Source organism: Streptomyces sp. NBC_01166, assembly GCF_045039765.1.
In the GTDB taxonomy this organism is placed as follows: Bacteria; Actinomycetota; Actinomycetes; order Streptomycetales; family Streptomycetaceae; genus Streptomyces.
In genome coordinates this window covers 8,737,641-8,761,985 of record NZ_CP108613.1, presented here as the reverse complement: position 1 = coordinate 8,761,985, position 24,345 = coordinate 8,737,641, and the positions used below count along the sequence as shown (strand labels likewise).

Below are 24,345 nucleotides of genomic sequence, written 5' to 3'. Positions count from 1 at the left end.
AACGACGCACGACCCTACGGGTCGTAAAGACGATAAAGCCCTACGGGCTTTCAGAAATCCCTACGGGCTTTCAACCCCATTCCTTCGGAATGGGGTTGGGAATTCCTCCGGAATTCTCGCACTACACCGGAAAATGGTGTGACTGGTGCTCAGCGCCTGCGGGCCCCCGGGGTGACGGGAGGTCAAGATGCGGTAGGGCGCCTGCCCGCACGGCTCCGCAGTGCGGGCAGGCTCAGCCCCGGACGACACGCACCGCAGCATTCGACCCACCGTCACAGACAACTACGCACCAACAAGAGAGGATCGGGTCGTCCGAGCCGGAAGGTGAACCGCGTGCATCATTCTCGGCCGTAGCTAAGGACTGGACTCAATACACACCACCTGCATCACTGACAGCCCGGGGTAGAGACCGTTAATTTCGATGGCCCCCGCCGAACGGCACGGCCCCCGCCACCACATACCGAGGATCACTGAAACTGCGCAGTACCCAACCAACCTGCGCAGGCACGGCAGGAGCCAAAAACACCACAGGCCAAACGGCTGGACCATCCCAACCCTGCACAGATTCAGTGAGCCACCCAGCCAAAAACCCGCTCACCCGAACTGCATAAAACAGGGTCAGAAACATGGCCACCGCGCAGGTTCACCGAACCTCCAAAGCTCACCCAGTTGGGAAACACTCGGCACCACCTCGGTGATGATGCATCAGAAAAGTGGCGACCTGCCGCATGGTCAATCAACCAGCTCCGGTTTCCCCTAACTGAATTCCCCTTGCAGCTCCTGCTGTCCACGGCTTGGTTCGGTGCGGGCGGATATGTTCTATCCGGCGCGCGCCGGGTACGAACTTCGGAACGTAAGAGGACTCGCCGAGTGAGGTAGCTCTGATGCGGGCTTCGATCCAACGATCGCACCACCTTTTGTTCGCTCGCACGAAGGATATACCTCTGAGGAAAGCGATCATTTGTTGATTGTCGGCGGGAATCGTCTGCTGACTGGCGATCCGGGACAGGCTGCTGAGGGGGAGGAGCATCTCTCCGCCGCTCCGTGCCTGGACGGCGCGGAGCGGCGGGGCTCCGGCCCGTTCGTAAAGAGTCCATAAAGCGTATTTGAGTTCGTCTGAACTGATCACCTTCTCAGGTGTGATTTTTTCGACTTCGAGAGTTCCGCGCTCTTCCCTACGTGCCATGATCCAACGATCACGTAGGCCTTCCTTAATGCTGAATTCATCCAGGGTCCTGCCTCTATTTCGGAGAATGGCGTAGTGGAACTGCATGACCCTGCCCCACTTAGGTACCGTTGCGCCCGCGGCAGTTCGCTTAAGCGTCGCCGGGGAGGCGTCAACGTGCTGGGCCATTTCCTCATAGGTGACACCTGCGTTGTCGCGGTACGACCGCAGGTAAAGAGCCAGGCTCTCCAGGTGCGGGGGGCCATTCACCGGGCGTTCTGGGCGTCCCACTTCGGGCGCCCTTACCGGTTGCCCGAGGCAGCGAGGATGCCGTGCGCGATGGCGACCGCCACGCGCCGGCCTCCGGTGACCGCGATGGTCGCGAGTGCCCCGATTCCTCCGCAGCCTCCGAGGAAGGTGAAGACGTCGGTCACCGGCATGTCACCCACGATGTACAGCAGGCAGCCGATCATGGGGAAGGCGATGAGCGGCAGCACGTGTGCCGCTGTCAGGCGTCCCTGCCCGGGCAGATCGGCTTGTACCGGGAGCGCCGGCAGCTGAGGGGCGGTGATGCCGGTGTTCTTGGGTACGGCTCGGACGCTGTTGTTCTTGGTCATGAGAAAGCCTCTGTTTTCAAGGGGCGGGTGCGTCGACACGAGGTCGACGAACCCGCCCGCCACTGGATGCAACCCGCTTTTCTCGTGGCGCAGTTGGCGCTGCGTCACGCACGAGCAGTACCAGTGTTCCAGGTGACTCGATGCCGCCCCAACCGGATGCCGCACCCCATATGACCGTTAAATTTGTATTGTGAAAAGTTGGCTCATCCCTGTGCCAAGCGGTGCTATGACGTCATCGCAGTACTGCCGTGGGCTGACCTGGGGAAACACAACCGCCGACGGCCTTGTGCGGGCTGCTCAGCCTCCCCATCCGCACGATTGGCTCGCCGCTGTCCAAGTTGGCTTTGCGCTGTACTACAGAACTGAGCAACACTTAGGAGCGCATTGCCGTACGTACGGCAGTGCGCGAAGCCCTGGTCCACTGGATGCAACCAAGAACGAGGGCACATACGGCGGGACCCGTGTTGGCGCACGCCCCACCACACAAGAAGCCTCCGCAGCCACACAGCTCCGGAGGCTTCTGTGCGCCCTGGCTCGATGGCGCGCAGAAGGTGGGCCATTCTGGTCTACGGCCTCTGGGCAGGGAGGACGAGGCGTCGTCGGTGTCCGGGTCGTAGACAGTGCCAGGTGCGGCGGCGGCGAGCAGCTGGGCGAGGTGTTCCCCCCTCCGCGAGCTCCGCCCGGCCGTGGACGTCGTCGGCCAGGTCCTCGTGCTATGCGCTGCGCCATGACCAGCCGCCGGAGCGCCGTCACCCGGACCGGGTGATTGCCGTCGACCGGATCGACTACTACGACGAAGAGGCGGTCGTGGCGTTCTGGGCTTCGCACCAGGAGGGCGTAGGGACAGCCAGGTTGGGCGTCTCCGGGCGCAGGAGCGGGGCCGAGGGCGGAGGGCGCGGCGCGGGGCGTCCGGTGTCTCAGAAGCGCGCTCAGGCCGTTGAGATCGCGCTCGCGGAGCTACGCCGGGCCGGGGGCTACCAACGCGGCCTGGCCGCGCGGTTGGCCCGCACGCACGGCGGTGGCGCGAGCACGTGGGAGCGGGCCGTCGCCGACGCACGGACCACGTACGCCGCCGAGGTCAACGAGGACTAGGACGAGGCGCAGCGGCCGGCGTCGCAGCTGCGCGGCGTCGAACCATCCGGCCGCTTGGGCCAGCACCGGGTGGCTTTATCGAGCGGTAGTGGCTCTGGCACAACTTCTGTGAACTCGTACCGGCCTCGACCATGGCCTGCCTCGGAGTAAGCCGTTAACCTGCCGGTTCTTCAGGACGGCCGGCCTCCGTCGCCGAGCGACGGGTCGCCTTCACGGAAGTTGAGCCAGAACCGCGGTAGTGACGTCACCTGTCGATGGGTTTGGGAGGCGCCCCGATCTGCGGTGGGATGATGTTGATGAGTTTAGGGTTCTGGCACAGATCTTGGAGAGCGGTCGCGGAGGGTGACGGTGGCGTTCGATTGACTCAGAGCGCGATCGGCCGGTACTTCAGAGCCTCATCGACAATCTGCTCCGCAGACGGGTCCTGAGGGATGTCCGAGGGATGGAAGACCAGGCCACTCACCCGGGGATGCGACACGTTCGCCTCAAGGAGCCGCAGATAGTAGCCGCTCTCCGCAGAGGCAGACAGGAGTCTGCGAACGATCTCAGCGAGCTCGTCCCGGGTGATGTCCGCAACCACGGGGCGAGCCGGCCGGGCCGCCTCCCTCGCGAACTGCTCCAGGCTCCTGCTTCCGCCGTACTCAGCGAAGTCGAGAGCCACGTAGTCGTGCCCGGTCATCGCGTTGAACGCCTCGATCGCCTCGCCCGCCACTTCTGGGCGGGCGACCAGCAACTCAGCGATCCGCTCAACCTCAGCGCACAGCTCGTTCAGTCGCTGCTTGCTCACGGGCGGGGGCAACAACTCCGGTCTCAGGTCCACAGCGGCATTATGTCCGTCGGTGCCGACACGCCCCAGCCAACCTCTCTGGGTTCTGTCAGTTCTTGGTCTTGGCGAAGGGTTCGGAGGGCTTGGAGTGCTACTGGAGCAGGATCATCTTGCGGAGTAGTTCGAATCCGGCTCGGCCGTAGAGCTGCCTCTTGATTTTCTTGATGCGGTTCACGGCGCCCTCGATCCTGCCAGAGCTCCAGTCCAGAGTGAGCCCTGCTGTCACGGCGTCGAGGTCTCGGAGCAGGTGGAGTGCGAAGCCGGTGAGGCCGGGTAGCTGGCTGGCATCGACGGCGTCGATCCAGGCAGGGAGCGTGCTGCCGAGGCGGTCGGCAAGTATCTCGCCGAAGTCGCGGACGTGTCCGGCGGCCTTGTCCAGCTCGGGGCAGCGGGCCAGGACCTCCTTCAGGCCAGCCCGCTCTTCTTCGGTCGGGGTTGCGGGGTGCCGGGTGAGCCAGCCGGTCACCTGCCGCACCGTCGGCGGCCGGGGCGGCGCGCCGGCCGGAGCCCCGCGGAGGGTGGCGATGTGGGCGCGGACCATCTGGTAGGTGACGGGCGCGTTGGCGGCGACCAACTCGCTGTGCAGTCGGGTGACGCTGGTGCACCCCTCGGCGAACCGCCGCTCCAGGTAGGGCTTGTGGAGGTCCAGTCTGCTGGGCCGGGGCCGATTCTCGCGGAAAGTGTCCTGCCATCGTGCGGCGTTCGCGTACCGGAGCACGGTGTTGAGGCCCCAACCCAGGTGCCGGGCGATCGCCCGGCGTGAGTGGCCTTGGGCAAGGAGCCCGTGGACCAGTGCGTGTGCTGCCTTCTTCCGGTCGGCCCGTCGGCCGACGGGCGCCGAGCCGTCCTGCGGCCGACCGGGGTCGGGGCGGGTCGCGTCTGGCACCGTGCCGGTCGATGGGTTGTTCAGGCAGTCGCGGTGGGCGGCGACACAGGTCTCAACGGCTCGGCCGAGGCCCTGCCACAGATGGAACCGGTCGGCGACCTGCAGAGCGTCGGGGGCACCGCGGCGGGCGCCTTCGGCGTAGGCGCCGGCTCGGTCCCGGCAGATGATCTCCACGCCGGGGTTGCGGATCAGCCAGGCGGCCAGTGGCCCGGCCTCGCGAGTCGGGAGCACATCGACCACGCGACGGTCTTCGACGCTGGTCAAGACGGTGGAGTAGGTCTGGCCGCGACGGATCGCAAAGTCGTCCACGCCGAGCACACGCGGCGTGCTGAACCGGGGATCGGGCAACGCCATGACCCTGCGTAACAAGGTCATCCGTCCCGCGCCGAAGCCCAGCTGGGCGGCCAGCCGGGCCCCGGCACGCCCGGCCAGCGCGAGCCCCACCCGCTCCGGGGCGCGGTTGAGCCGCGTTGTGAATTGTGCGTGCGGGGCGGCCAGCCGCGAGAACGGCTCGGCAAACGTCCGGCGCGGGCAGTCCTCCGCTCCGCAGATGAAGCGCCGGACCGTCAGCCGGATCACAAAGCCCTGTTCAGCGATCGGAAGGTCTCTCAGCCTGCGCTGGTACCGGTCGTGGACTCGGTCTGAGAAGCGGCCGCAGCCCGGCCAGGCAGACCCAGCCGCGCGGCCTCTCGCCACCACCTCGACCGTACCGAACGCGGCCGTAACCGCCTCGACATCCACATCGTCGATCCCGGCGAACACCAGCGAGTCCCAGAACGGTGCATTGGTCTGCATGACCGGCACGATCACGGTCAACAACCGACCACAGCAGCCGCCGGCAGACACCTGAGGGAGCGTCAATTCCGATCGTCGAACGACAAGGCGTACGCGGGCTCACGGGAACCAGTCTCCTCGCAATCAACAGCGAGGTAACACTCCGCGACGACTCCCCCAAGATCTGTGCCAGAACCCAGTTGTGACGTCGCTTGTCGATGGTCCTGGGAGGCGCCCCGTTCCACGGGCGAGTGGTGTTGATGAGTTTGGGAGGCGCTGGGGTTCTTGCCAGGGCAGCATCGGGATGCTCCTGGTGAAAGGTGCTGGTCATACCGCAGATGTCGAAGGTCGAGCTGTACGCGGCCATCCAGCGTGACCACCGCGACGGCATGTCGATGCGAGAGCTCGAGCGCCGGCGAAGGCCGGCTGAGCTCAGGGCGACCAGACATACGGTGTCGTCGTGGTGACCGCGTGCAGGCCAAGGCGGGTGAGGATCGGGGCGCTGTCGGCTGACGCGTCGACGTAGACGTAGGGGACATCGCGGGCAGCAGCGAGTTGGGCTCGGTGGGCGACCATGGCCCGGTAGATGCCCTGTCCGCGCCATTCCTTGAGCGTTGAGCCGCCCCAGAGGCCGCCGAAGTCGACGCCGTCGTTGAACACCAGCCAGGCGGCGCAGACGACTTCGGCGCGTGCCTCGGCGACGAGGACGATGGTGTTTTCGGGGGCGTTCTCGATCCGGGCGGCCAGGTCGTTGGCGAGCCAGCTCCAGTCCTCGCCCCAGACGGTGCTCTCCATAGCGGCGATGCGCTGGAGGTCTGATCTGGCGGTGACACGGCGGAGGGTCACGCCCTTGGGCAGGACGGGGTCGGAGGCTAGGTCTGCGGACTGCCCGATGAGTATGGTCTCGCTGTCCTCGGCGACGAAGCCGGCCGCGGTGAGTCGGTAGGTGAGGTCGGTGGGGAGATCATGGGCGCGAGTCTTCCATTCGGCGGCCTCACCACGGGCAGCGTAGAAGTCACGCTGTCGCGCTATGAGCGTGTCGAGTTCTGCCCCGTACACACCGAGGTCGCGTGGGCCCGTGACGAAGCCACGGTGCCACCCGACGACACGGGTCAACGGGCCGTCCTTCTCGACGCGGGCGCTGCCGGCAGGCGGGGTGACACCACGGAGTTGGGCGTCATACACGGTGCGGAGTTCGTCGATCAGAGTGTCCTTCACTCAAACACCGTACGGACCGGGTCAGGTGAATAATCGCCGGTCGAAACCGCGCGAACATCAAGGGCTGCACTGCCTCACCCGGCCACCGGAGATCAGATCAGGCACTGACCTCTGCCGCTACCTGCCTCGACGGCCAGCCGACCTTCGAGCGACTGGCTGTCGACACGTTCGCACCCACGCAGCGCCGTCATTTCTCATCCACACTCCAGAGCCGGTTGATCACCAACTGCTGCCGGACACCGTCGACAAACGCTGTTCTTGGAGATCAACGAAGCCACCCGCTGCTGCCGCCACCTCCCGAACGGCCCCGCCGGCATCCCGGGCGGCTTCGCGTTCCAGCGCCCGCCTCCCGCTCGCACACCCCAAATGTGGTGGGCATGGCGGCAGAGGGCAGGGGTAGGCGGTGGTCTGCGAGCGACGAATAGCTCCCGAGCGACGGCGAGTAGGAGACTCCGGTGCTGATGGCCCACCCCGCGGTGCTGCGGAACCTTGTCGAGCAGTACGACACCCTGCGCATCCTCCAGGCCGAAAACGGCGACGCAGACGTGCAGCAACGGATGGACGACATCGCCTACACGCTCTGCGTATCCACCGGCACCCGCGACATCGACGCGGCCCTGATCGCCGCCCGCCACAAGTTGCCCGGCGCACGCCCCCAGGACGACTCCCTCCTCCCCGCCTGAGAGGGCCCCGGCCCGGGACACCACGGCCAACCCCCACCCAAACCCGTGCCCCGGCTACGGACAAGCTGCGCAACGGCCCGCTGCCTGACCCACGAAAGACGGCGCCCGCCCGGAAGACCGGGACGGGCGCCGCGTGCGTTCATCGGCAAAACCCTCAACAGCGCACGGTGAGCAGGACGTCTACGTAAGTGCGGTGGTGGCGGGTGGTGATGCGGTGGTGCGGTGGTGCAGGAGCCCGGCGCACTGGGGGCGTGTGTTCCGCGCCCGGCACGCTGCGGCCGGCCAGGAGCCGCACTCTGGAAAGATGAGCACGCCGATCGTCATCCACCGCCCCTCCCCCACGGGCGGGCGACGGGTCACCATCCGCGGGCAGATCGCCGGACTCGCCTACGCCGTCCTATCTGCCAGAGTCGTTCGGGGTCTCGCCAGCCACCGCGCACCGTCGGTTCACTGCGTGGACCGAGTCCGGGCTGTGGCGCAGGCTGCATCGGGCGGTGCTGGACGAGCTCGGCGTCAGGGGCGAGTTGGACTGGTCGTCCGCGATCGTCGATGCCGCGTCGGTGCGGGCGAAAAGGGGGGCACACTGGCCGGGCCGAATCCGGTCGATCGCGGCAAGAAGGGCAGCAAGCTGCATGTGCTGTCCGATGCCCAGGGCCTGCCGCTGGCCCTCGCGGTGGCCGGCGCGAACGTGCACGACAGTCAGGCGTTCAAGCCGTTGGTCCTCGGCATTCCCGCCGTCCGCTCCCGGCGCGGACCACGTCTGAGAAAGCCGGTGAAGGTCCGCGCGGACAAGGCGTACTACTCTGCAGAGCACCTCCGCTGGCTCCGAAGCCGGAACCTCATCGCACGGATCGCCCGCCCCGGTATCGAGTCCGGCGAGCGGCTCGGCCGACACCGCTGGAAGATCGAGCGATCGATTTCCTGGCTCTTCGGCTACCGCCGCCTCACCGTCCGGTACGAACGAAAGGGCAGCCACTTCGTTGCTTTCCTCGGCCTGGCGGCAGGCCGCCGGCATTCCACTGTCGGCGCTGTAGCGCGAGGCTGTGCAGACCGCCGCGACAATGGCGGGCTCGTGCTGCTGCTGCGCAAGTTGCACGACCTCGACCACCCGACACGACCACGCGCCTCGGGCGTCGTCGATTCTCGGCCGTCGTGCAAAGCTGGCCTATAGACCAGCAGGCATCACTGGTAATCACGCTCGCGAACGCGGGCCTACAACAGGACGCCGATCGACTCTCCCGCCAGGCTGCAGCACAGCCGAAGTTCAAGGGTCTCCTGAAGAACCAGCAGACCAGACACGAACAGAAGGTGCTCTCCCTTACGTTCTGGAGGAACGTCTCGCGTGGCAAGGGATGATGAGCAGAGCACTCCACTCCTGTCCCGCAGCCCCGGGAGTGGGCCTCGGTCATCCCGACCGGAGGCCGGCTACCGCGCCGCAGCGCGGTTGAGGGCTGCACGCACTTGTGTCGTCCGGGGAGCATCGCGACCAAGGTAGGCGTCCAGGATCGAGTACAGGTTCGCCAGGGATTCAAGGGCGGCTGGGTGGCCTGCCATTTCTGGGGGTTGTAGCAGTAGGCGGTGAATATCGAGCGCAGCGCCGCTAAGGCAGCAACCTCCGCCATCACGGCGCGCGAACCCTGGAGGCGTTCACCAGCGACACGGTAACCCGGTCGAACCCTTGCTGCTCGACGTGCAATGCGAAGGAGAGTGCCTTAATGGCCCTGAAGGTATTCAACGATGAGCCTCTGTATTTGGAGACCCAAAATGAATTGAATGAGTATCTCGACAAGATCTTTGTCGAAGACCGGCACCTTAATGCCGAAAAGGTTGCAACCTTTCAGGTAGTAGATATCTCCGCCGGAAAAACGGATACGCCAGACAATGTATTGGCAATCGGAATCGACTACCTTTCAGGGTACGGAGGAATCCTCTGGTACTGTGACGGTGCAATCTTCGACAGAGTTGCCGAAACCTTGGGCGAGGACGTCGCGGACAATGTCTGGGTGTCCCGCAACCCCAATCCCCTGGAAAATGACCCACAGGTTGTGTGTGACCCGTGGTGCCCAAGCTATTTCGACCGAGTCAGCGCGTTGCCTCTCGATGAAGTTCGCTCCGTGGTGGAGGGATTCTTTCACGAGGGAACGGGCTATAGGCCCACGCAGATTGACTGGGTGAAAGGGTACTTCACTGGTGAGCTGCAAATAGAAGACGGGCAATCGCAAGGCAGTTAGCAGTCCGTCGAGATGAATTCTTGTGGGGCGGGGAGTGGGATCCCCTCGCCTCGCCCCATAGGAATCAGATGAAGACTTTGGTTACGCAGACTGTACTTCCAGGTTCTCGGTGTTCTCTGGGAGCTTCGTCGGCCATCCCACGGCAATATGGCCTCCTGCGCGAGCCAGAGATATCTCGTATTGCCTCAGGCAAACCCGCAGTCAGGTCTGAGACACGGAACCGGCTTCGTCAGCCCGAAACGTCGGGACAGATGCGCAGTCTGGGTAGACTATGATGGCGCCACCGTCACCATTAACAACAACGCAAGGGTGTGCAGACGATCGAGCACATCCTACCTGTCGAGTGGAGCTTACCCCGTATTAACCTGGGGGTAAGAAAACTCTGTGGGGAGCGAGCCTTAATGACGCTAAAGGTGTTGAGTGAAGCACCAGTGTATCTGGAGACCCAAAGCGCAGTAGGCGAATATCTCAACGCCTTATTCGCTGACGGTCATCGCATTAAGCCCTCGGTAGACTTGGCTTTTCAAGTCATCTGGGACGTAGCGGCCGACAAGAACTACGCGACACCGCCAGACAACGTGCTTTCGATCGGAATCAATTTTTCGTCAGGGTACGGAGGACTTCTATGGTATTCCGATGGAATGCTTTCCCATCAAATATCCGCAGAGGTGGGTCATGACATCGCGAACCACGCATGGGTGTCTCTGAACCCGACCCCTCCGCACTCTGACCCCAGAGTCCTCTCTGATCCTTCGTGCCCTACGTTCTTCGACCGACTCAGCGCGGTGCCTTTGTCTAGTATTCGCCCAGTGGTGGAAGAATACTTTCGCGAAGGAACAGGTTTCCGGCCTACGCAAGTTCAATGGACGAAGGGGCATTACACCGGGGAGCTCTACGTAGAAGAGGATTAGGCACAGGGGCCCAACAGAGTTTTGACGACTACGGCCTGGCCGCACCGACCACTCGGGGCAGCCAGGCCGTAGTCGCTCACGGTTGCTGGACCGTCCCGAGGCGGTGGAGTGGGGGCAGGTCGGGCGCACACGTACGCGGCGGCGTAGACGCCCCCCTGACGGCCCGGCAACCGCGCTGCTGCGTTCTACGGGGCGACTTCGTACTCCACCACGGTGTCCGAGCAGTCGCCGACCAGCTCTCCAGCGCGGCCTGTCCCTTCGTGTCGACGGTGAGCTTCCAGCGAAGCTTGGTTGCAACCCAGTCGGCACTGCTCAACCGCCTGGACCTCCCTACAGCTGGTCCCCCCTGCTGGGTGGTTCCGGAGGATGCATCCCGCCACCGTCCTTGATGTCCGCTTCGCAGGTGCGTCGGTTATGGGACTGGTCATTGGGGATCAACAGCACTGCGTCAACCTGCTCAGGGTGCTCGACGGCGAGCCAGCGCCCGAAGGCCTGGGACGAGGAAACCGTCTGACACCCCAACGTCACGCGCTCCTTGTCGACCGCGCAGGCGTCCACCGCGGGGTCCGAATATTCATCGGCGCCGTCGAAGCGGAAGCGGACGTGGACCTGGTCACCTTCGGAGGGCACCTGCGGGTGGGGCTCAAGGCTCCAGTCAACGACCGCCGCAGTGACGCCGAGAGGCTGCCCACCCGTGTCCACGACCTGCACCCTGACACCGGCCTCACCGCGCTCCGCCATCGTGTCGGTGCAGACCCAGGAAGAACAGCCGGACAGGGCGAGAACCACCAGAACCAGCGGGACAACGGCGAATACCCGTGCGGATAACACTGAGATGACCTCCGGTCGACGTGGGGCGGGGCAGTCTATTGCGGGGCCTGCAGCTGCGGGCGATGGCGGTGGGCGCCTGCGGTGGCGGAGCCGAGACGCAGAGGAGCCCTGTGAAGCGGGCGGGTGCCGTCCGATCGAGTTCTCGCGAAACCGGGCCCGGCCCTCTTCCAGGCGGATCCTGACGGGGCGTGGAGCGGATTCGCGAACGCTTGACCTTGACGCAACGGCAGGGTTTCTACTGGCGGCATGCGAATCGGAGAGATCGCCGCGCTCGTGGGGCTCACCACTCGGGCGATCCGGCACTACCACCAGGTCGGGCTGCTTCCGGAACCGGAGCGGCGCCCCAACGGATACCGGGCCTACAGCGTCCGCGACGCTGTACTGCTCGCCCGGGTGCGCCGGCTCACCGAACTCGGCCTCAGCCTCGATGAAGTGCGCGACGCCCTCGCCGATGATGCCGGGCGCGAACTGACCGAGATATTGGAAGAACTCGACGCCGACCTGGCCCGCCAGGAAGCCGACATCAGGGAACGCCGCTGCCGGCTCGGCGCCCTGCTCGCCGAGCCGCCCGGCGCGACCGGGCCCGTCTCACCCGCCCTCGCCGCACTGCTGGCACAGGCCCCCCGAACAGACTCGCCGAGCGCGGCCAAGGACCGCCAGTACCTCACGCTGATGGACACCACCAGCGCCGGTAACCAAGAGATGCTCGCGCTGCTCGGGACGCTGGTCGCCGATCCCGCGGTCGTCGAACTGTATGAGCGCCTCGACGCGCTCGCCGAAGCCCCCACCGACGATCCGCGCATCACACCCCTGGCAGCTGACCTGATGGCAGCCATCCCCGAGGAACTGTTCGCCGCGATCCCCGAGGACGGGGTAGTCGTGACCGGGTTCAAGGAGGCGCTGCTCGCCGAGTACACCCCAGCACAGGCAGAAGTCGTGGGCCAGCTCATGGAGGCTTTCGTGGTAAGGCACCGGACATGAGCGGTCGGCCAAGGGGCGTACGGGCGGCGCGGGTCGCGGTAGCCGCCGTACTACCGGGGGAACTGGCCCTGGCAGCCAGCCTGGTGGCCGGGGCCCGGCCGCCAGGGTGGGCACTGGCGGGCGCCGAGGCGCTGGTGCTCGCGGTGCTGCTGCTGGAAGCCTGGGTGCTGCGCTCGCTCTATGTCGCCGCGCGCGCCCGCGGCGCGGACCGCCGGGCGGCGCGGCGAGCCGCCGTACAGGAGGCGGTGCCGGTGACGGTCCGCCGCCTGGTCCTCCACGAGCTGCGCGCCCTCGCCTCCCTGGGGCGGTGGGTCCGGCGCGGCACGCACGGGGTGCGCCCCGGGGACCACGCTGCCGCGTACACCGGTCCTCAGACCGCGATGATGTACGGGCTGCTCTTCGTGATGGTCATCGAGACGGCGGTCCTGGCCTTCCTCATCCCTTGGCCGGTGGTCCACCGGGTGATCCTGGTACTCGACCTGTATGGCGTAGGCCTCGTACTGGCGCTGCACGCCGCCTGCGTCACCCGGCCGCACGTCGTGCGCCCCGACGGCTCTCTGCGGATCCGCTACGGAGCCCTCTTCGACCTCGCCGTACCGCCGGACGCGGTCGCCTCGCTCCGGGTCGACCGGCGCTATCCCGAAGGCCGTCTGATCACCCTCTCCGAGGACGGGGTCCTCGACCTGATCGTGGGCAGCCAGACCTCAGTGACCCTGGAGCTGAACCGGCCACTCCCCTTCACCCGCCCGCTCGGCGCAACGGCAGAAGCCCACACCATCCGCTTCCACGCCGACGACCCGCGCGCACTGATCAGCGCACTCTGTCAGCCCGCCTGAGTACACAGAGCGCATGTCGGGGTCGCCGCTGGTCCGACGGTCGAGAATCTTCAGGAACTCGTCGCGGGCCGTGACTGGACTGAGCACGGTTCCGTACACCCCGGTCACCGCGAGCACGGGACCCGACGTTTCCGAGGTTCGGTCGGCGGGCTGGTAGGAGGCGAAGGCGGAGACTCCGTGCTCGATCTGGTCCGAGAGCATCAGCGGGGTGTCCTGATCCGGCGCTGAATGGTCCGACTCCGTGAAGGTGCTCTTGAGTACCGTCTTGGGCGTCTCCAGCCGGTAGGGGCCAGCTGGAGCCGAGGCCCGTCCTGAGCCGGTCATCGGAGGGCTCGCGCTTCCCTCGCTGCCACCGCACCCAACATGGCCGCTGCCGCCGACCTGAGATATCGCTTCACGTGTCTCCCCCGCCACAGTCAGTTCAACCTGATCACTTTGCCATGAGGTGGCGCGCCAGGGCAGTGGGCCCGGCTCTGCACCCTCCCCACCCGAGTCGCCCCTGCTACGGCATGCGCTCCCAGATGTCGATCACGGCACCGACGAACGTTGCCACCGTTTCCGAGGACACGTTCCGCCAGCTTCGCGCCGTGCGCGATCTCGCGGCAACCGGACTTCTCGCCGGGGACGAGGCGTACTCCCGGGGCCGGAGGAGCACGCCCGTGCCGTCCCCGATCTGTAGGAGTTCGACTCGACGACGCCCTGACATCCTGTGGCTGCTCAGTGTCCTGGGGATTCCAGCGCCTTCCGGTCTCCGGCCTGATCCGGCCTCTGTCGGTGTGTGGTGGCAGAATGAGCTTGCGTACAGGGGGTGTTCGCGCCTTTGCTGGATGTAGGGGACGGGGGAAGATGGTGTCCTGGGAAGAGGAATGGGGCCAGCTCAAGGCTGACGCCTTGGCACGCCAGCAAGAATCAGCGCAGATGCAGTTGAACCAGCTGCCCGCTGACACAGGCGGATCTGTCACCCATCCTGGCAGTCAGGGAGATGGGCTCCGGGTGAACGCAGATTCCATCGATGGGAGTTCACACCTGCTGCTCGAGATCGCCGGGGTTCTGTACGAGGGGCGGATGGACGGGGAGAACGCAACGATGGCCCGTGCCCCCCGCTCCCATCCCGACGTGGCGGCCAGTGTCGAGACGTTCGCCCGCCATGCCAAGGACCAGTACGTCGACGCCGTGGTGCTGATGGCCGCGCTTTCCAGCAAGCTGAAGTCCGCGAACAACGCGTACGCGGACTACGACAACGACGCCCGCCAAAAACTGGACGCCGTTCTGGTGAGCGGCGAGTACATCCCGCCCCGGGACCGGTGACCGCCGTGGCCTACCGTGAGGATGTCGAGTTCTTGGAGGCTGCCAACCCCACGCTCATCGAGCGCGGAGCAGCAGAGTTCACCCGGCTGCACATGTTGATCGAGACGACCGACGACGCCTTCCGTAAGGCGGCTGCGGTGGACTGGCAGAGCGAGGCGCGCGTGCTGTACGTCAAGCGTATGCGTGAGGCCAAAGAGCTCACGGATGCCCTATCGGGCGGCTTCCGAAGAGCGGGAAAGGCGCTGTCGATTTACGCGGAGGCGGTCACCACCGCCAAGATCCACTATGCGAGTGGCAAGACCGCCGAGGGCAACCTCGCCGCGGTCATGTCCCAAGAAGCGACGGCGATCACACCCACCGCGCGGGCAGCGGAGCCTCTGAAACAATGGGAAGACCTGCGTGGCACAACGGGGGTCTTGGACTGGTTCGCGGAAGTGGCCGTCGATATCGACGCGATCCGCGAGGAGGCCGAGCGCTACTACAACCAGACCAAGGACCACTACGCAGACGCTCACAGGGTTGAGTCGCAGGCACGCGAGACGTGCACAGCCGAACTCGACGCGGCCCGCCGCTCCATCCCTACTTTTAACGGCCCCATCAAGGATGCGGGGCAGTTTCTTGCAGGCCTGGGGCCGCTACAGGCCGAGGCCAGGCAAGCGGCGGACAACCCTTACGCCCAGTTGCCGGGTGCGGGCCCAAAGGTCGACTCCATCCCCACCACTGGTGACTCCGTGGTGGTCAACGAAATGCTGATGCGGATCGAGACCCGCATCGACGGCCTGCCGGACGCGAAGGGCAACAACTACTGGCTGGTGTCCAACTCCGACGAAAGCCGCCGGGAATACATCTCCGCCAACACCGAACTGATCAGAGCAGCCGCGCACGACACCGGGCTACCGCCAGAGATGATCGCCGGCATCGCCTGACAGGAGGTCGAGGGCGACCCAGGGGCACTCGACGACGTGGCTTATGAAGCACGGAAGATTCTTCCCGGCGACCCGGACCAGACGTCCATGGGGCCTATGGCCATCCAGGTCCGTCGTGCGGCTGAGGTCCTTGGGTACGACCCAGGCAATCTCACCGACACGCAACGAAGCGTGGTCGTAGATTCGATCAAGGATCCCGCCAAGAACATCTTCATCGCGTCGGAGTACCTCGCCCAGCTCAAGGCAGAGAGCGGATTCGCCGACATACCTCCGGAACAGATGACCCGCGCGCAGATGCAGGAACTTGCCGCCCGCTACAACGGCGGTCCCTACTACGAGGACCCAGCCGCCCAGGCATATGGCCGAGGCTTCGACCGGAAGCTGGACGACGCGACGGAGGCACTGAAGTGAACCAGGACGCTGGTGCATCCACCAGAACGCACGAGGAGCGCTCTCGAGCCGCTGGCCGGCTGGGAACCGGCGTCTGCGCCACAGTTCTGACCGTGGGGACCCTGGTGACCGGCTACGTTGTGCTCACCGCTTACCTGGTCGAGCCCGATGGGCCCTGGGACCAGCAAGCCGTCACCAACTCCAAGGTCGCCGGGGCCATCGGACTGGTCTTCTCCGCCTTGATGGCCCTACTCACCATGGCCTTCGTCAGGGCCGGCTGGCTCCGGAAATGGTGGCATGCCATCCCTGCCGCCCTCGCCATCACCGCGCTCCTGCGTCTCACCCTGCTCGCAGCCGAACTCTGACCCCCTCGACAGATGCTCGTACTCACCGCCACGATGACCCAACGACGCCATAGCCGGGGGTAGACCCGGCTTACGAACGACAAGCCGACAGACATACGCCTCCACGGCATCGGCCGCTTCACCGGCCCCTCAGCACCCCAGTGGCCCGGAAGCTGAAGCGCTTCCGGGCCACTGGGGTACCCGTTCTTCCCGTGATTCAGGAGTTTTCGGCGATCCCACCGCCTGTCACCGACAGCTCGTACGTGCCGGTCGAATCCGACGTGTGACCGAATCTGCTCAGGAGGGCGTGCGCCTTCTCGGACACGAACAGGGCACTAACGACAGGGCGGTGTGCCTTGGAGTAGGCAGCGTCGACCTGCTGCTTGGCCGTACTCAACCAAGCCACCGCGCGCTCATTGTCCCAGTTCGGTATCCCGGTGTTGGCACAGTCCTTCAGGAACGCCCCGGCTTTCGGCCTGTCGGCGTCTACCAGGCAGGAGAACCCCATGATGTCCCCCTGCTCTGTAGGGACGCCGACGAGGGAGAGTTGCTTCTCGCCTCTGCCCGACACAGAGCCGATGAAGTGCCAGACGTCTTTGTCCCCGGGGGCGTCGATCAGCTGCTGTTTGCCGAGGGAAACGTGCCACCGTCCGGCCAGGCCAGCCAGGAAGTCGTCCACTCGGTAACCAGGTGCAATGACTTTGGGTTCCGCCAAAGCTGGCGCCTGTTCGGCTGGCAGGGCCTCGCTCGGCCATTGAGAGGCCGAGGGAGATTCGTCGCCGTGAGTCCTGGAAGCGTCCTTTTCGGCGTCGCAGGGGCGTCACCTGGGTAGACGCCGAGATCCGGCGTTGCTTTCTGGTGTGTGCAGCCGACTACGGTGACAGCAGCCGCGAGAGCGACTGCCGTCACCACGTGGCAGCGCAGCAAGTGTGCGCGTCTCAGCAGTTTCCGAACTTGCAGTTGGCTGCGTCGGGATGCGCCGCAGGGTCCGGGCCCCTCCACCCCACCTGGTGATGCACGACGGCCCCGCCAGATGGGGTGGGGCCGCGCGTCTTCCGGCGGATGCTCAGGATGTGAGGTCCAGGACCCGGACCGGTTCACCGGCCCACCGGCCCGGTGCAGTCGTCGCGATGATGGCCCCGTCCGGGCGGTCCGGGGTCGGCTGCGCCGCGTACTGACTGTGGGCGGTCGCCCAGGTCTGCTGCCGCGCCACGGCCAGCGCCGCGGCAAGGTCCAGGTCCAGGACGGTGATGCCGGGCAGGGAAGCCAGGTGCTCCGCCGTCCCGGGCCGCGCGCGATCGGCCTCGCCGAGCGCGCACGCCGGAACGTATAGGAACCAGCCGGGCTCCGCGTGAGCGCGGTGGATGAGCCGTGAAGCCAGGACGTTGCCCTGCCCCGCAGCGGCCATCGCCGTGTCATCCAGGACGATGTGCATGGCGTGGCTCACCGGCCTGCGCCACTGCCTGTCCTCGCCCCCACCGGCGAGCTCGACATGGACTCCATCACCCCCCTGGCAGCGGAGATCGAAACCGCCCTCGCCCAGCACGACAGCATCGCCCTGGACGCCAGCAACATCACCTTCGGCGACTCCATGTTCCTCAGGCTGGTCCTGAGCACCCACAACCAGGCCGACCTGCGCATCGCCGCACCCTCCCCCGCCGTCACCAGGCTGTTCCGCGTCATCGGCGCCGATACCGTCCTGCGGATCTACCCCACCCTCGACGACGCGCTTGCCGCGTAGCCCCCGCAACGGGGCCCCGCAGGTTCGTGCGGGGCCCTACCCGTGCGTCAGCCCGGTACCCGGCCGGCAGACCTGGCATGGCTCGATGTCCGGCTCGGCCAGGGCGATCATCGCGTCTTCCCGGGAGATCAGCCCCACCTGGTCGGGGTAGGTGGCGCAGCCGCCACGGTGCAGCAGGGCCGTCGAGGAGGAGCGTTGCGGCTGGATCTTCCACGACATCTCTGCCCGGGCCCGCTCCCGCCGCTCCCGCTCCTGCGCTTGCTGGATCTCCAGTTCCCGGATGCGGCGTTCGGTCTGTCCGACCTGCCAGCGCAGCCACTCCAGAAGGGCCCGGTTTTTCTCCAGGTCGCTGATGGTGCCGGAGTTCGGGGTGGCGTCAGGCATGGCTACGCCTCAGGGGCGGCTGGGTCGTGGGCGTGCTTGAGGGCGGTACGGGCTCCACCCGGTTCCCGGAGAGCGTGCCCCAGCCCCAGTAGGGGTGGGTGATCACGAAGGTGGTCAGCTCCAGGATCCGCGCCCGGTAACCGGCGACGCGCTCGGCCTCCTCAGGCGTGTAGCCGGGGCTGTCCTCCTTCTCCGCCCGGTAGTCGCTGTGCAGCTGCTTGTCCGCCTTCCACCCGGGCAAGGGCTCAGCCGACCACGGCAGGGTCTGGGTGAACTGGTCACGCTCGGCCTGCACCTCATCGAGGGCGGCTTGGGCGTCGAGAAGATCTTGGGGAAAGTCGGAGGCAGGCACACCCAGATGCTACGTCTGTTCGAATTTCGGATGCGAGTGACGCACCGCACCGCCCCGTGAAAGCACGAACGCGCCCCCAGCAGCGTCAATGCCGGGCGGGCGCTGCCGGTGCTCTCAGGCCGCCCGGGGCCGGTCCGAGTACTCGCGTTGCTGGAACTCGCCCGGGTAACACCGCGCATCGCCCTGCTGTCAGCCCGAGGTTCATCGGCGCCGCCGGCGGGCCAGGGTGAGAGCGAGCTCGGGCAGCGCGCGGACCACGGCTACGACGTCCCCCTGGTGCGCACGGCAGAGGGCCACGATGCAGACGGCGGTGGCGCAGAGCAGGCCGAGCCCGATGATGAGGACTGCGGCGAGAGCGATGTAGTCCACGTTGATATCTCCTGTTTAGGTGCTCTCGGTGGTGGCGGTGGAACCTACAAGTGCGAGCCGTTCCGAGAGAGCTGTTCGGTCGGTGCGGCCGGGTTTGGGCGCGCGGAGGTAGGGCGGTGGCAGTGCGGGAGAAGAAGTGCCCCTACCCGGATCCGGTAGGTCAGCAGCCATGGCTGCCGCATTCAAGAGACAACGACGGTGAGTAAGCGGTGCTGCGACCTCTCTCTCGGTACAGCACCAATCATTCCCGGTGCTGTCGCGCACGCCGTTGCCCCGACTGCAAATGGTGAGCGTTCCTGGCAGTTCGGGGGCGCACTCGGCGTCGCCTGCCTGCGTGTTCTTGAGAGAGAGGAGGACCTTGGCTCGCTGAAGGGGAAGATGAAGGTCCCCCCTCGTTGGGGGCGTATCGACTTCCCGATCCCGTTGTGCTCTCCCTAGGGGGGAAGGGTCCGGCCGAAGGCCGATCCGCGGCTCCGGCTACCACTGCGAGACGCCCCTCCCCCGGCAGCTGCAATGCCGGGGACGGGGCGTTTTCGCTGGTCTCAGGCGGCCCAGCCGATCGAGGAGACGTTGCTGTACGCGTGATACTCGGATCCGAGGTCCTCGATGATGACGTCCCAGACGGCATCGAGTTCGTCCACGTCGTCATCCATCCAGGCGTCGACGGCCCGGTCCCAGACACCGCACGTTGACGCTGCGGCTGGACAGATCCCGCTGGTGTTTGCCCTCCACGCGGGACTGATCCACCGGGTTGATCTCGACACGGGTTCCGCGGCCCTCGCGGTTGAGCCGCTTCTTCAGGTCGGCGGCCACGTTGCGGCGGCGCAGGTCCCAGTACGCGGCATCCAGCCGCGGCCTATTCGCCTTGTTCGGGATCCGCTCCTCTGCCAGCCAGGTCATGAGGGTACGGGGAGAGACGTGGATGCCGGCGCGGTCCATGGCCTCGTATCCGGCATCGGTCTTGGTGAGGTAGTTCAGCCGCGCGGCCAGGCCGCGTTCGCTGTCGACGGGCGAGGCGATCCCGGTGACCATCTGCTCGATGGCGATGCCGAGCGCGTCCGCGCCTGCCATGCCCCGGGCGTTGTACATGCCCAGGTCCATCCAGCGGCCGGCCATCAGCCAGTCACCGTGCCCACGGTGTACTCACCGGACGCCTTGCCGTCACCGTGCTTGATCTTCATCTGGGCCACGCCCCGGCCCTCAGGGAATACCTTCAGCCAGTCGCCGGTGACGTGGAGTTCGTCGGTGCCCATCATCGCGACGACATCCAGCCCGGCCTGAGTGGCCTTGTATGCCTTGCCCCGCAGGTTCGCGTAGGCCTGGGAGTGGATGATGTGCCTCCACTCCGGCGGACCATGCCCGGCCCAGGGCCGGCAGCGCGTCAACAGTCTGCGTTCCAGGCACCTGATCAGGGGATAGATCAGGGCGTCGCGTCGCCTGCGGAGGGTGCCGCACCCATGCTGAGCGTTCACGCACACTGAGAGGGACGAAATGCGACAACTGCTCAGGTCTGCCGGGGTGCTGGCTGCCGCCGCGATGCTGGTCCTCAGTACCGGGACATCTGCCTCGGCGAGGAGTAGCCTCACCTTCTACTTCAGGGACGGCACCTCGCTGACGATGGATAACCCGTCCGGCTCGGGCTGTTACACCATCCCGAAGGACGGCGTCCTCAAGACCTACGTCGATCCGAAGCCCTGGGTCTACTACCGCTCAGGCTGCCAGGGGAATCCGGACTGGTTCTACGAGCGGGGCGGGACCTTCGACGTCAAGGCAGGTTGGTCGTTGTGGTTCCCGGCCACCAACGACGACGAGCCGCCCCACCTGTAGCCCACCGGTAGGGAACAGCGCCGGCTCCGGGCTCCAGGAGGCACCCGGAGCCGTCAGGCGTGACACACCCCTCCCGGCGGCCATAGCGTGACAGTGACTGTGGCCGTGACCCCGGCAGCGGGCACCGGCACCGGGAGCACCGAGATACCGAGCAGGACGACCGCCGGAGCGCGACGCACGTTGAACGTCACCGCGCAGGCGAAACCGTCGAGACCCGGCACACGGTGATGTCGCTGACGCCGGCCTGCACGGCGTGAGTGACCTTCGGCGAGGCAGCGAAGGCCGGAGTAGACGCAAAGACGACGTTCCTTGACCCGCCCGGAGGGCTCGCTCCCCGCCACCACATACCGGAAATCGCTGAAGTTGCGCAGGTTCACCGAGCCTCGACAGCTTGGGTCGGGTTACCGGATTGGGGAATTTCCCTGAGTGGGTCTTATTCCATCCAGGTTTTCCACCGCATCTGTGATGGTTCGCAGAATCCGGCATCTATAGCTTGGCTGTAGGAAATGTTTCCCATGTAGAAGCAGTCTGGATAGATCGGCTGCATGGCATACCAGCCGCCGGCCGTCAGCAGGACAAGTGCCAGTGCGGCAGCGAGGTGTCTCCATGTGGGAGGTCCCGAGAGCGGGCGAATCATAGTTTGATCATATGACTCGCTGGGAAGTGCCAACGCTCTGGCGGGCGGAGCCCCCGGCCCTTCCGGGTCGGTTGGTGCCCCAAATGCACGCCCTGGCTGTGGCCGAGACGCAGCACCTGCGGGAACTGCGGGAGCAGCTGGAGGTGCGCCAGGAGCAGCTGGAGGCACGGGGCGAGCACATCGCGGACCTCCGGCGAATCCTGGCGGTGCTGCTCATGCCCCAGGTCGTCACTGAGCTCTCCCCCGGCTTCCAGATCATCGTCAGCGACCATGCCGACCTGCCACACCCCTGGTACCAGGCGTCCTTCCGCTACAACTGGCACGACGGCGGAAAACTCATCCCCACCACCTGGCTCGACACCACTCCCACCCCATAGCCCCGCCGCATACCGGGGATCACTGAAGCTGCGCAGTACTCAACTAAAATACGCAGGCACACCAAGAGCCAAAAACACCACGGGCCAGACGGCTGGGCCATCCCAACCCGCGCAGCTTCAATGACCCTTGAAAGCCCTGTCAGTGAAGTTTCGTGAGCGCTAGGTTTTTCAGCGAAGGTGAGTGGCCGCCAGTAGTCGTAGTCGCCTGCGTGCCGGGTGTCCCCTTCGTGGCCTTCCGCCCGCGCGATGTATGCGTCCTTCCCCGGCCCGTCCCGGACGTCCCTTACCGGCTGGCCCGACCGGAACCTGGGGGTATCCCCACACCCGTTCCGGAGGCTGCCGCCATGGGCGCAGCCGACCCGCCCCGGCAGAGTGTAAGGGCATGAAGGCAACACAGAAGACCTCGCGGGCCCGCCTTGCCACCGCCGCTCTCCTCGCTGCCGCCGTTGCGTCCACGGCACTCGCGCCTGGTGCTGCGGCCTCTCCCCACCCGCCGTCTGCGGACACCGCGGCATCCGCGGACGGCCGGTGTTGAACCTCCTGCCGCCACAAGCTCTACTACCGGCGCACGAAAAGCGTGTGGTCACGATCGACCGGATCGGATACTACGACCAGGCCGAGGTGGAGACGTTCTGGGCTGCGCACCAGGAAGCCGTGGGAACGGCTCTGCTGGGCGTCTCCGGGCGCAAGAGCGGTGCCGCGCACGGGAGAAGCCCCGGGGAGGTCGTCCGGTGTCCGCAGAGCGCGCTCAGGCCGTCCAGGCCGCCCTCGTCGAACTGCGCCGTGCCGGTGGGCACCAGCGGGGCCTGACCGGGCGGCTGGCCCGTACGCACGGCGGGAACGAGCGGACCTGGGCGCGGGCCGTCACCGACGCCCGGGCGATGTACACCTCCGAATCGCGCGCGCCGGTATTGCGTCGACTCCGTCGGTCAGGCGCGGGCGGAGCTTTTACGAGCCGCGACGACAGCCGCAGGTGCGGCCACGAAGGCGATGGCGCCGCACAGGACGGCGAGGGCCGGGTAGCTGGTGGCTGCGACGACAATGCCGGAGGCCAGCCCGCCGATGGCGCCCGCGACGGCGATCGCGACGTCGACCAGCCCCTGGACCTTGGCGCGGGTGGCCAGGGGCGTGCTGTTGGTGACGATCGCGCTGCCGGTGACCAGGCCGAAGCTCCAGCCGACGCCGAGCAGGACGAGGGCGAGGGTGATCAGGGTCAGGGAGTGGCCGGGTGCGAGTGCTGCGACCACTCCTGCGGCGAGCAGCGTGCCGGCCGTCACCATGCTCATTGCTGTGGCCCCGAATCGGTCGACGAGGCGGCCGGCCAGTGGCGACGGCAGGTACATAGACCCCGTATGCAGGGCGATGACCAGGCCGGACGCGGCGGTGCCGAAGCCGTGGGCGTGCATGTGGATGGGGGTCATGGTCATCACGGCGACCATGACGAGCTGGCTGAGGACGAGGACCACGACTCCGACGAGCAGGCCCGGGCCGAACCGGACCGAAGTGCTCGCGGGTGCGCTTTCGTCCGAGGTCGCGGGCAGGGTGCGGGCGAGTAGCAGCGGGTCGGGGCGCAGCCATACGAGCAGGGTGAGGGCGGCCAGTGTGAAGGCGATCGTGGAGAGGAGGAACAGTCCGGTCAGCTCGGGCAGGTGGAGCGCGGTCGCGAGGTGTCCGGTCGGGGTGGCGAGCAGAGGTCCGGCGATGCCGCCGGCGGTGGTAGCGACGATGACGGTGGAGGTGGCGCGGGCGCGCTCATGGGGTGTGGCGAGGTCGGCTCCTGCGTACCGGGCTTGGAGATTGGACGTGGTGCCGGCGCCGTAGAGGAACAGGGAGATGAACAGCAGCGTGGGGCTGGCGAGCGCGGCCGCGACGACGACACCGGCACCGCCGAGGGCGCCGCTGAGGTATCCGGCGGCCAGCCCGGGGCGGCGGCCGTGGCGCTGGGAGATGCGTCCGATGATGACGGCGGCACCGGCGGAGCCCGCGGTGAGCAGGGCGATGGGCAGTCCGGACAGGGAGGTGTTGTGGAGCATCTGTCCGGCCAGCAGCCCGGCGACGGTGACCCCCGCGGCGAGGCCGACACCGCTGAGGATCTGGGAGATGAGCAGCACGGTCAGGGTGCGCTTCTGCACTGCGGATATGGCGGGGGCGAGAGCGACGGTGGGCGGGGTGCGGGTGCGGGTGGGGGTGCGGGGCAGGTGGGCCATGTGGTCCGTACTTTCGGGAGGCCGGGGCGGCGGGTTATCGGGCGGGGCGGCCCGGTGGTTGTCAGGCGTCGGTCAGGTGTGCACGGGCCGGGAGGGCGCGGGCGAACTGGCCGGTGATGTGGGTGAGTTGCTGCTCGTCGTCGTGGTGGAGGGTTATCGCGTCGTCCGGGGCGGTCGTGATGTGCCGGTCCAGGACGAACCGGCCCTCACAGACTTGGGCACCCAGCGCGGTGAGGACCGGGCGCAGGGCGTAGTCGAGGGCGAGGACGTGGGCCGGGCTGCCGCCGGTGGCCAGGGGAAGCACCGGTTTCCCGGCGAACGCGTGCTGGGGCAGCAGGTCGAGGAAGGTCTTGAGCAGGCCGGAGTAGGCGGCCTTGTAGATGGGGATGGCCACGACGAGGGCGTCGGCCTCGGCGACCAGGCCGGGGGCTT

29 protein-coding genes and 2 pseudogenes are annotated in these 24,345 nt (G+C 66.6%); 15 read left to right on the top strand and 16 right to left on the bottom strand.

From position 1 onward, the window contains the following. Positions 1–736 precede the first annotated feature (736 nt). From OG379_RS39585 to OG379_RS39575, 3 genes and pseudogenes are all read right to left on the bottom strand, one after another. Positions 737–1,273 (bottom strand): hypothetical protein, encoded by a 537-nt coding sequence (locus OG379_RS39585; RefSeq protein WP_405668829.1) that lies wholly within the window; start codon positions 1,271–1,273, stop codon positions 737–739. Between the two features lie 12 nt (positions 1,274–1,285). Continuing rightward, positions 1,286–1,435: pseudogene (locus OG379_RS39580) on the bottom strand (helix-turn-helix domain-containing protein); the annotation flags it as partial. 32 nt (positions 1,436–1,467) lie between these two features. Then, positions 1,468–1,782 (bottom strand): hypothetical protein, encoded by a 315-nt coding sequence (locus OG379_RS39575; RefSeq protein WP_405657854.1) that lies wholly within the window; start codon positions 1,780–1,782, stop codon positions 1,468–1,470. Positions 1,783–2,544: 762 nt separating this feature from the next. Here OG379_RS39575 and OG379_RS39570 point away from each other — a divergent pair. Beyond that, on the top strand, positions 2,545–2,874 hold the full coding sequence (locus OG379_RS39570; protein ID WP_405657857.1) for a hypothetical protein: 330 nt from the start codon (positions 2,545–2,547) through the stop codon (positions 2,872–2,874). 364 nt (positions 2,875–3,238) lie between these two features. On the opposite strand, the gene OG379_RS39565 is transcribed toward OG379_RS39570, so the two are convergent. From OG379_RS39565 to OG379_RS39555, 3 genes are all read right to left on the bottom strand, one after another. Continuing rightward, on the bottom strand, positions 3,239–3,694 hold the full coding sequence (locus OG379_RS39565) for a hypothetical protein (RefSeq protein WP_405657860.1): 456 nt from the start codon (positions 3,692–3,694) through the stop codon (positions 3,239–3,241). Between the two features lie 97 nt (positions 3,695–3,791). Then, positions 3,792–5,381 (bottom strand): ISL3 family transposase, encoded by a 1,590-nt coding sequence (locus OG379_RS39560; RefSeq protein ID WP_405657863.1) that lies wholly within the window; start codon positions 5,379–5,381, stop codon positions 3,792–3,794. A 411-nt stretch (positions 5,382–5,792) separates the two neighbouring features. Beyond that, on the bottom strand, positions 5,793–6,578 hold the full coding sequence (locus OG379_RS39555; RefSeq protein ID WP_405668338.1) for a GNAT family N-acetyltransferase: 786 nt from the start codon (positions 6,576–6,578) through the stop codon (positions 5,793–5,795). 455 nt (positions 6,579–7,033) lie between these two features. Here OG379_RS39555 and OG379_RS39550 point away from each other — a divergent pair, with 455 nt between their 5' ends. The 4 genes from OG379_RS39550 to OG379_RS39535 all read left to right on the top strand — a co-directional run bounded on the left by OG379_RS39550 (position 7,034) and on the right by OG379_RS39535 (position 10,403). Continuing rightward, positions 7,034–7,261, top strand: a complete 228-nt coding sequence (locus OG379_RS39550) for a DUF5133 domain-containing protein (RefSeq protein WP_405668336.1) — start codon at positions 7,034–7,036, stop codon at positions 7,259–7,261. Between the two features lie 304 nt (positions 7,262–7,565). Beyond that, positions 7,566–8,432, top strand: a complete 867-nt coding sequence (locus tag OG379_RS39545; RefSeq protein ID WP_405668334.1) for an IS5 family transposase — start codon at positions 7,566–7,568, stop codon at positions 8,430–8,432. Between the two features lie 544 nt (positions 8,433–8,976). Beyond that, the gene (locus OG379_RS39540; protein ID WP_331735081.1) at positions 8,977–9,492 is read left to right on the top strand and encodes an Imm1 family immunity protein; all 516 of its coding nucleotides are present in this window, start codon (positions 8,977–8,979) and stop codon (positions 9,490–9,492) included. 401 nt (positions 9,493–9,893) lie between these two features. Further along, on the top strand, positions 9,894–10,403 hold the full coding sequence (locus OG379_RS39535) for an Imm1 family immunity protein (protein ID WP_405668827.1): 510 nt from the start codon (positions 9,894–9,896) through the stop codon (positions 10,401–10,403). A gap of 330 nt (positions 10,404–10,733) precedes the next feature. Here OG379_RS39535 and OG379_RS39530 read toward each other — a convergent pair whose 3' ends face one another. Then, on the bottom strand, positions 10,734–11,234 hold the full coding sequence (locus tag OG379_RS39530; RefSeq protein ID WP_405668333.1) for a hypothetical protein: 501 nt from the start codon (positions 11,232–11,234) through the stop codon (positions 10,734–10,736). A gap of 246 nt (positions 11,235–11,480) precedes the next feature. On the opposite strand from OG379_RS39530, the gene OG379_RS39525 reads away from it, so the two are divergent. From OG379_RS39525 to OG379_RS39500, 6 genes are all read left to right on the top strand, one after another. Beyond that, on the top strand, positions 11,481–12,215 hold the full coding sequence (locus OG379_RS39525; RefSeq protein WP_405668332.1) for a MerR family transcriptional regulator: 735 nt from the start codon (positions 11,481–11,483) through the stop codon (positions 12,213–12,215). Then, positions 12,212–13,051 carry a hypothetical protein gene (locus OG379_RS39520; RefSeq protein WP_405668330.1) on the top strand — a complete coding sequence of 280 codons (840 nt, stop codon included), beginning with the start codon at positions 12,212–12,214 and terminating at the stop codon, positions 13,049–13,051. Before OG379_RS39525 ends, OG379_RS39520 begins: the two co-directional genes overlap by 4 nt. A 993-nt stretch (positions 13,052–14,044) precedes the next feature. Beyond that, the gene (locus OG379_RS39515) at positions 14,045–14,359 is read left to right on the top strand and encodes a hypothetical protein (protein ID WP_405668329.1); all 315 of its coding nucleotides are present in this window, start codon (positions 14,045–14,047) and stop codon (positions 14,357–14,359) included. Between the two features lie 5 nt (positions 14,360–14,364). After that, positions 14,365–15,285, top strand: a complete 921-nt coding sequence (locus OG379_RS39510) for a hypothetical protein (RefSeq protein WP_405668327.1) — start codon at positions 14,365–14,367, stop codon at positions 15,283–15,285. Between the two features lie 171 nt (positions 15,286–15,456). Then, positions 15,457–15,696, top strand: coding sequence for a hypothetical protein (locus OG379_RS39505; RefSeq protein ID WP_405668326.1), 240 nt, complete (start codon positions 15,457–15,459; stop codon positions 15,694–15,696). A 92-nt stretch (positions 15,697–15,788) separates the two neighbouring features. Then, positions 15,789–16,040, top strand: coding sequence for a hypothetical protein (locus OG379_RS39500; protein ID WP_405668324.1), 252 nt, complete (start codon positions 15,789–15,791; stop codon positions 16,038–16,040). 196 nt (positions 16,041–16,236) lie between these two features. On the opposite strand, the gene OG379_RS39495 is transcribed toward OG379_RS39500, so the two are convergent. Together OG379_RS39495 and OG379_RS39490 are read right to left on the bottom strand one after the other, a co-directional pair. Continuing rightward, positions 16,237–16,698 carry a hypothetical protein gene (locus OG379_RS39495; protein ID WP_405668323.1) on the bottom strand — a complete coding sequence of 154 codons (462 nt, stop codon included), beginning with the start codon at positions 16,696–16,698 and terminating at the stop codon, positions 16,237–16,239. A gap of 387 nt (positions 16,699–17,085) precedes the next feature. After that, positions 17,086–17,454, bottom strand: a complete 369-nt coding sequence (locus OG379_RS39490) for a hypothetical protein (protein WP_405668322.1) — start codon at positions 17,452–17,454, stop codon at positions 17,086–17,088. Between the two features lie 3 nt (positions 17,455–17,457). Between OG379_RS39490 and OG379_RS39485 the strand changes: the two genes are divergently transcribed. Next, positions 17,458–17,760, top strand: a complete 303-nt coding sequence (locus tag OG379_RS39485) for an STAS domain-containing protein (RefSeq protein ID WP_405668320.1) — start codon at positions 17,458–17,460, stop codon at positions 17,758–17,760. 36 nt (positions 17,761–17,796) lie between these two features. Here OG379_RS39485 and OG379_RS39480 read toward each other — a convergent pair whose 3' ends face one another. The 5 genes and pseudogenes from OG379_RS39480 to OG379_RS39460 form a co-directional block, all read right to left on the bottom strand. Further along, positions 17,797–18,144, bottom strand: a complete 348-nt coding sequence (locus tag OG379_RS39480; protein ID WP_405668318.1) for a DUF6233 domain-containing protein — start codon at positions 18,142–18,144, stop codon at positions 17,797–17,799. Continuing rightward, on the bottom strand, positions 18,137–18,496 hold the full coding sequence (locus OG379_RS39475; protein WP_405668316.1) for a hypothetical protein: 360 nt from the start codon (positions 18,494–18,496) through the stop codon (positions 18,137–18,139). The genes OG379_RS39480 and OG379_RS39475 overlap by 8 nt, the downstream gene beginning before the upstream one ends. Before the next feature lie 201 nt (positions 18,497–18,697). Beyond that, entirely contained in the window at positions 18,698–18,865 is a 168-nt protein-coding gene (locus OG379_RS39470) for a hypothetical protein (protein WP_405668314.1), read from the bottom strand. A 542-nt stretch (positions 18,866–19,407) separates the two neighbouring features. Continuing rightward, a pseudogene (locus tag OG379_RS39465) lies at positions 19,408–19,981 on the bottom strand (transcriptional regulator). After that, complete coding sequence (locus tag OG379_RS39460; RefSeq protein ID WP_405668312.1) at positions 19,981–20,337, bottom strand: hypothetical protein; 357 nt, start codon at positions 20,335–20,337, stop codon at positions 19,981–19,983. Before OG379_RS39460 ends, OG379_RS39465 begins: the two are co-directional and overlap by 1 nt. A gap of 19 nt (positions 20,338–20,356) precedes the next feature. Between OG379_RS39460 and OG379_RS39455 the strand changes: the two genes are divergently transcribed. The 3 genes from OG379_RS39455 (at position 20,357) to OG379_RS39445 (ending at position 22,516) form a co-directional block, all read left to right on the top strand. Then, positions 20,357–20,692: a hypothetical protein gene (locus OG379_RS39455; RefSeq protein ID WP_405668310.1), complete on the top strand. Its 336-nt coding sequence runs from the start codon at positions 20,357–20,359 to the stop codon at positions 20,690–20,692. 720 nt (positions 20,693–21,412) lie between these two features. Further along, the gene (locus OG379_RS39450; RefSeq protein WP_405668308.1) at positions 21,413–21,706 is read left to right on the top strand and encodes a DUF3732 domain-containing protein; all 294 of its coding nucleotides are present in this window, start codon (positions 21,413–21,415) and stop codon (positions 21,704–21,706) included. Between the two features lie 579 nt (positions 21,707–22,285). Further along, positions 22,286–22,516 carry a hypothetical protein gene (locus OG379_RS39445; protein ID WP_405668306.1) on the top strand — a complete coding sequence of 77 codons (231 nt, stop codon included), beginning with the start codon at positions 22,286–22,288 and terminating at the stop codon, positions 22,514–22,516. A gap of 119 nt (positions 22,517–22,635) precedes the next feature. Here the strand turns inward: OG379_RS39445 and OG379_RS39440 are convergent, their stop codons facing one another. After that, entirely contained in the window at positions 22,636–23,913 is a 1,278-nt protein-coding gene (locus OG379_RS39440; RefSeq protein ID WP_405668304.1) for an MFS transporter, read from the bottom strand. A 61-nt stretch (positions 23,914–23,974) separates the two neighbouring features. Further along, complete coding sequence (locus OG379_RS39435; protein ID WP_405668826.1) at positions 23,975–24,334, bottom strand: NAD(P)H-dependent oxidoreductase; 360 nt, start codon at positions 24,332–24,334, stop codon at positions 23,975–23,977. Positions 24,335–24,345: the final 11 nt, after the last annotated feature.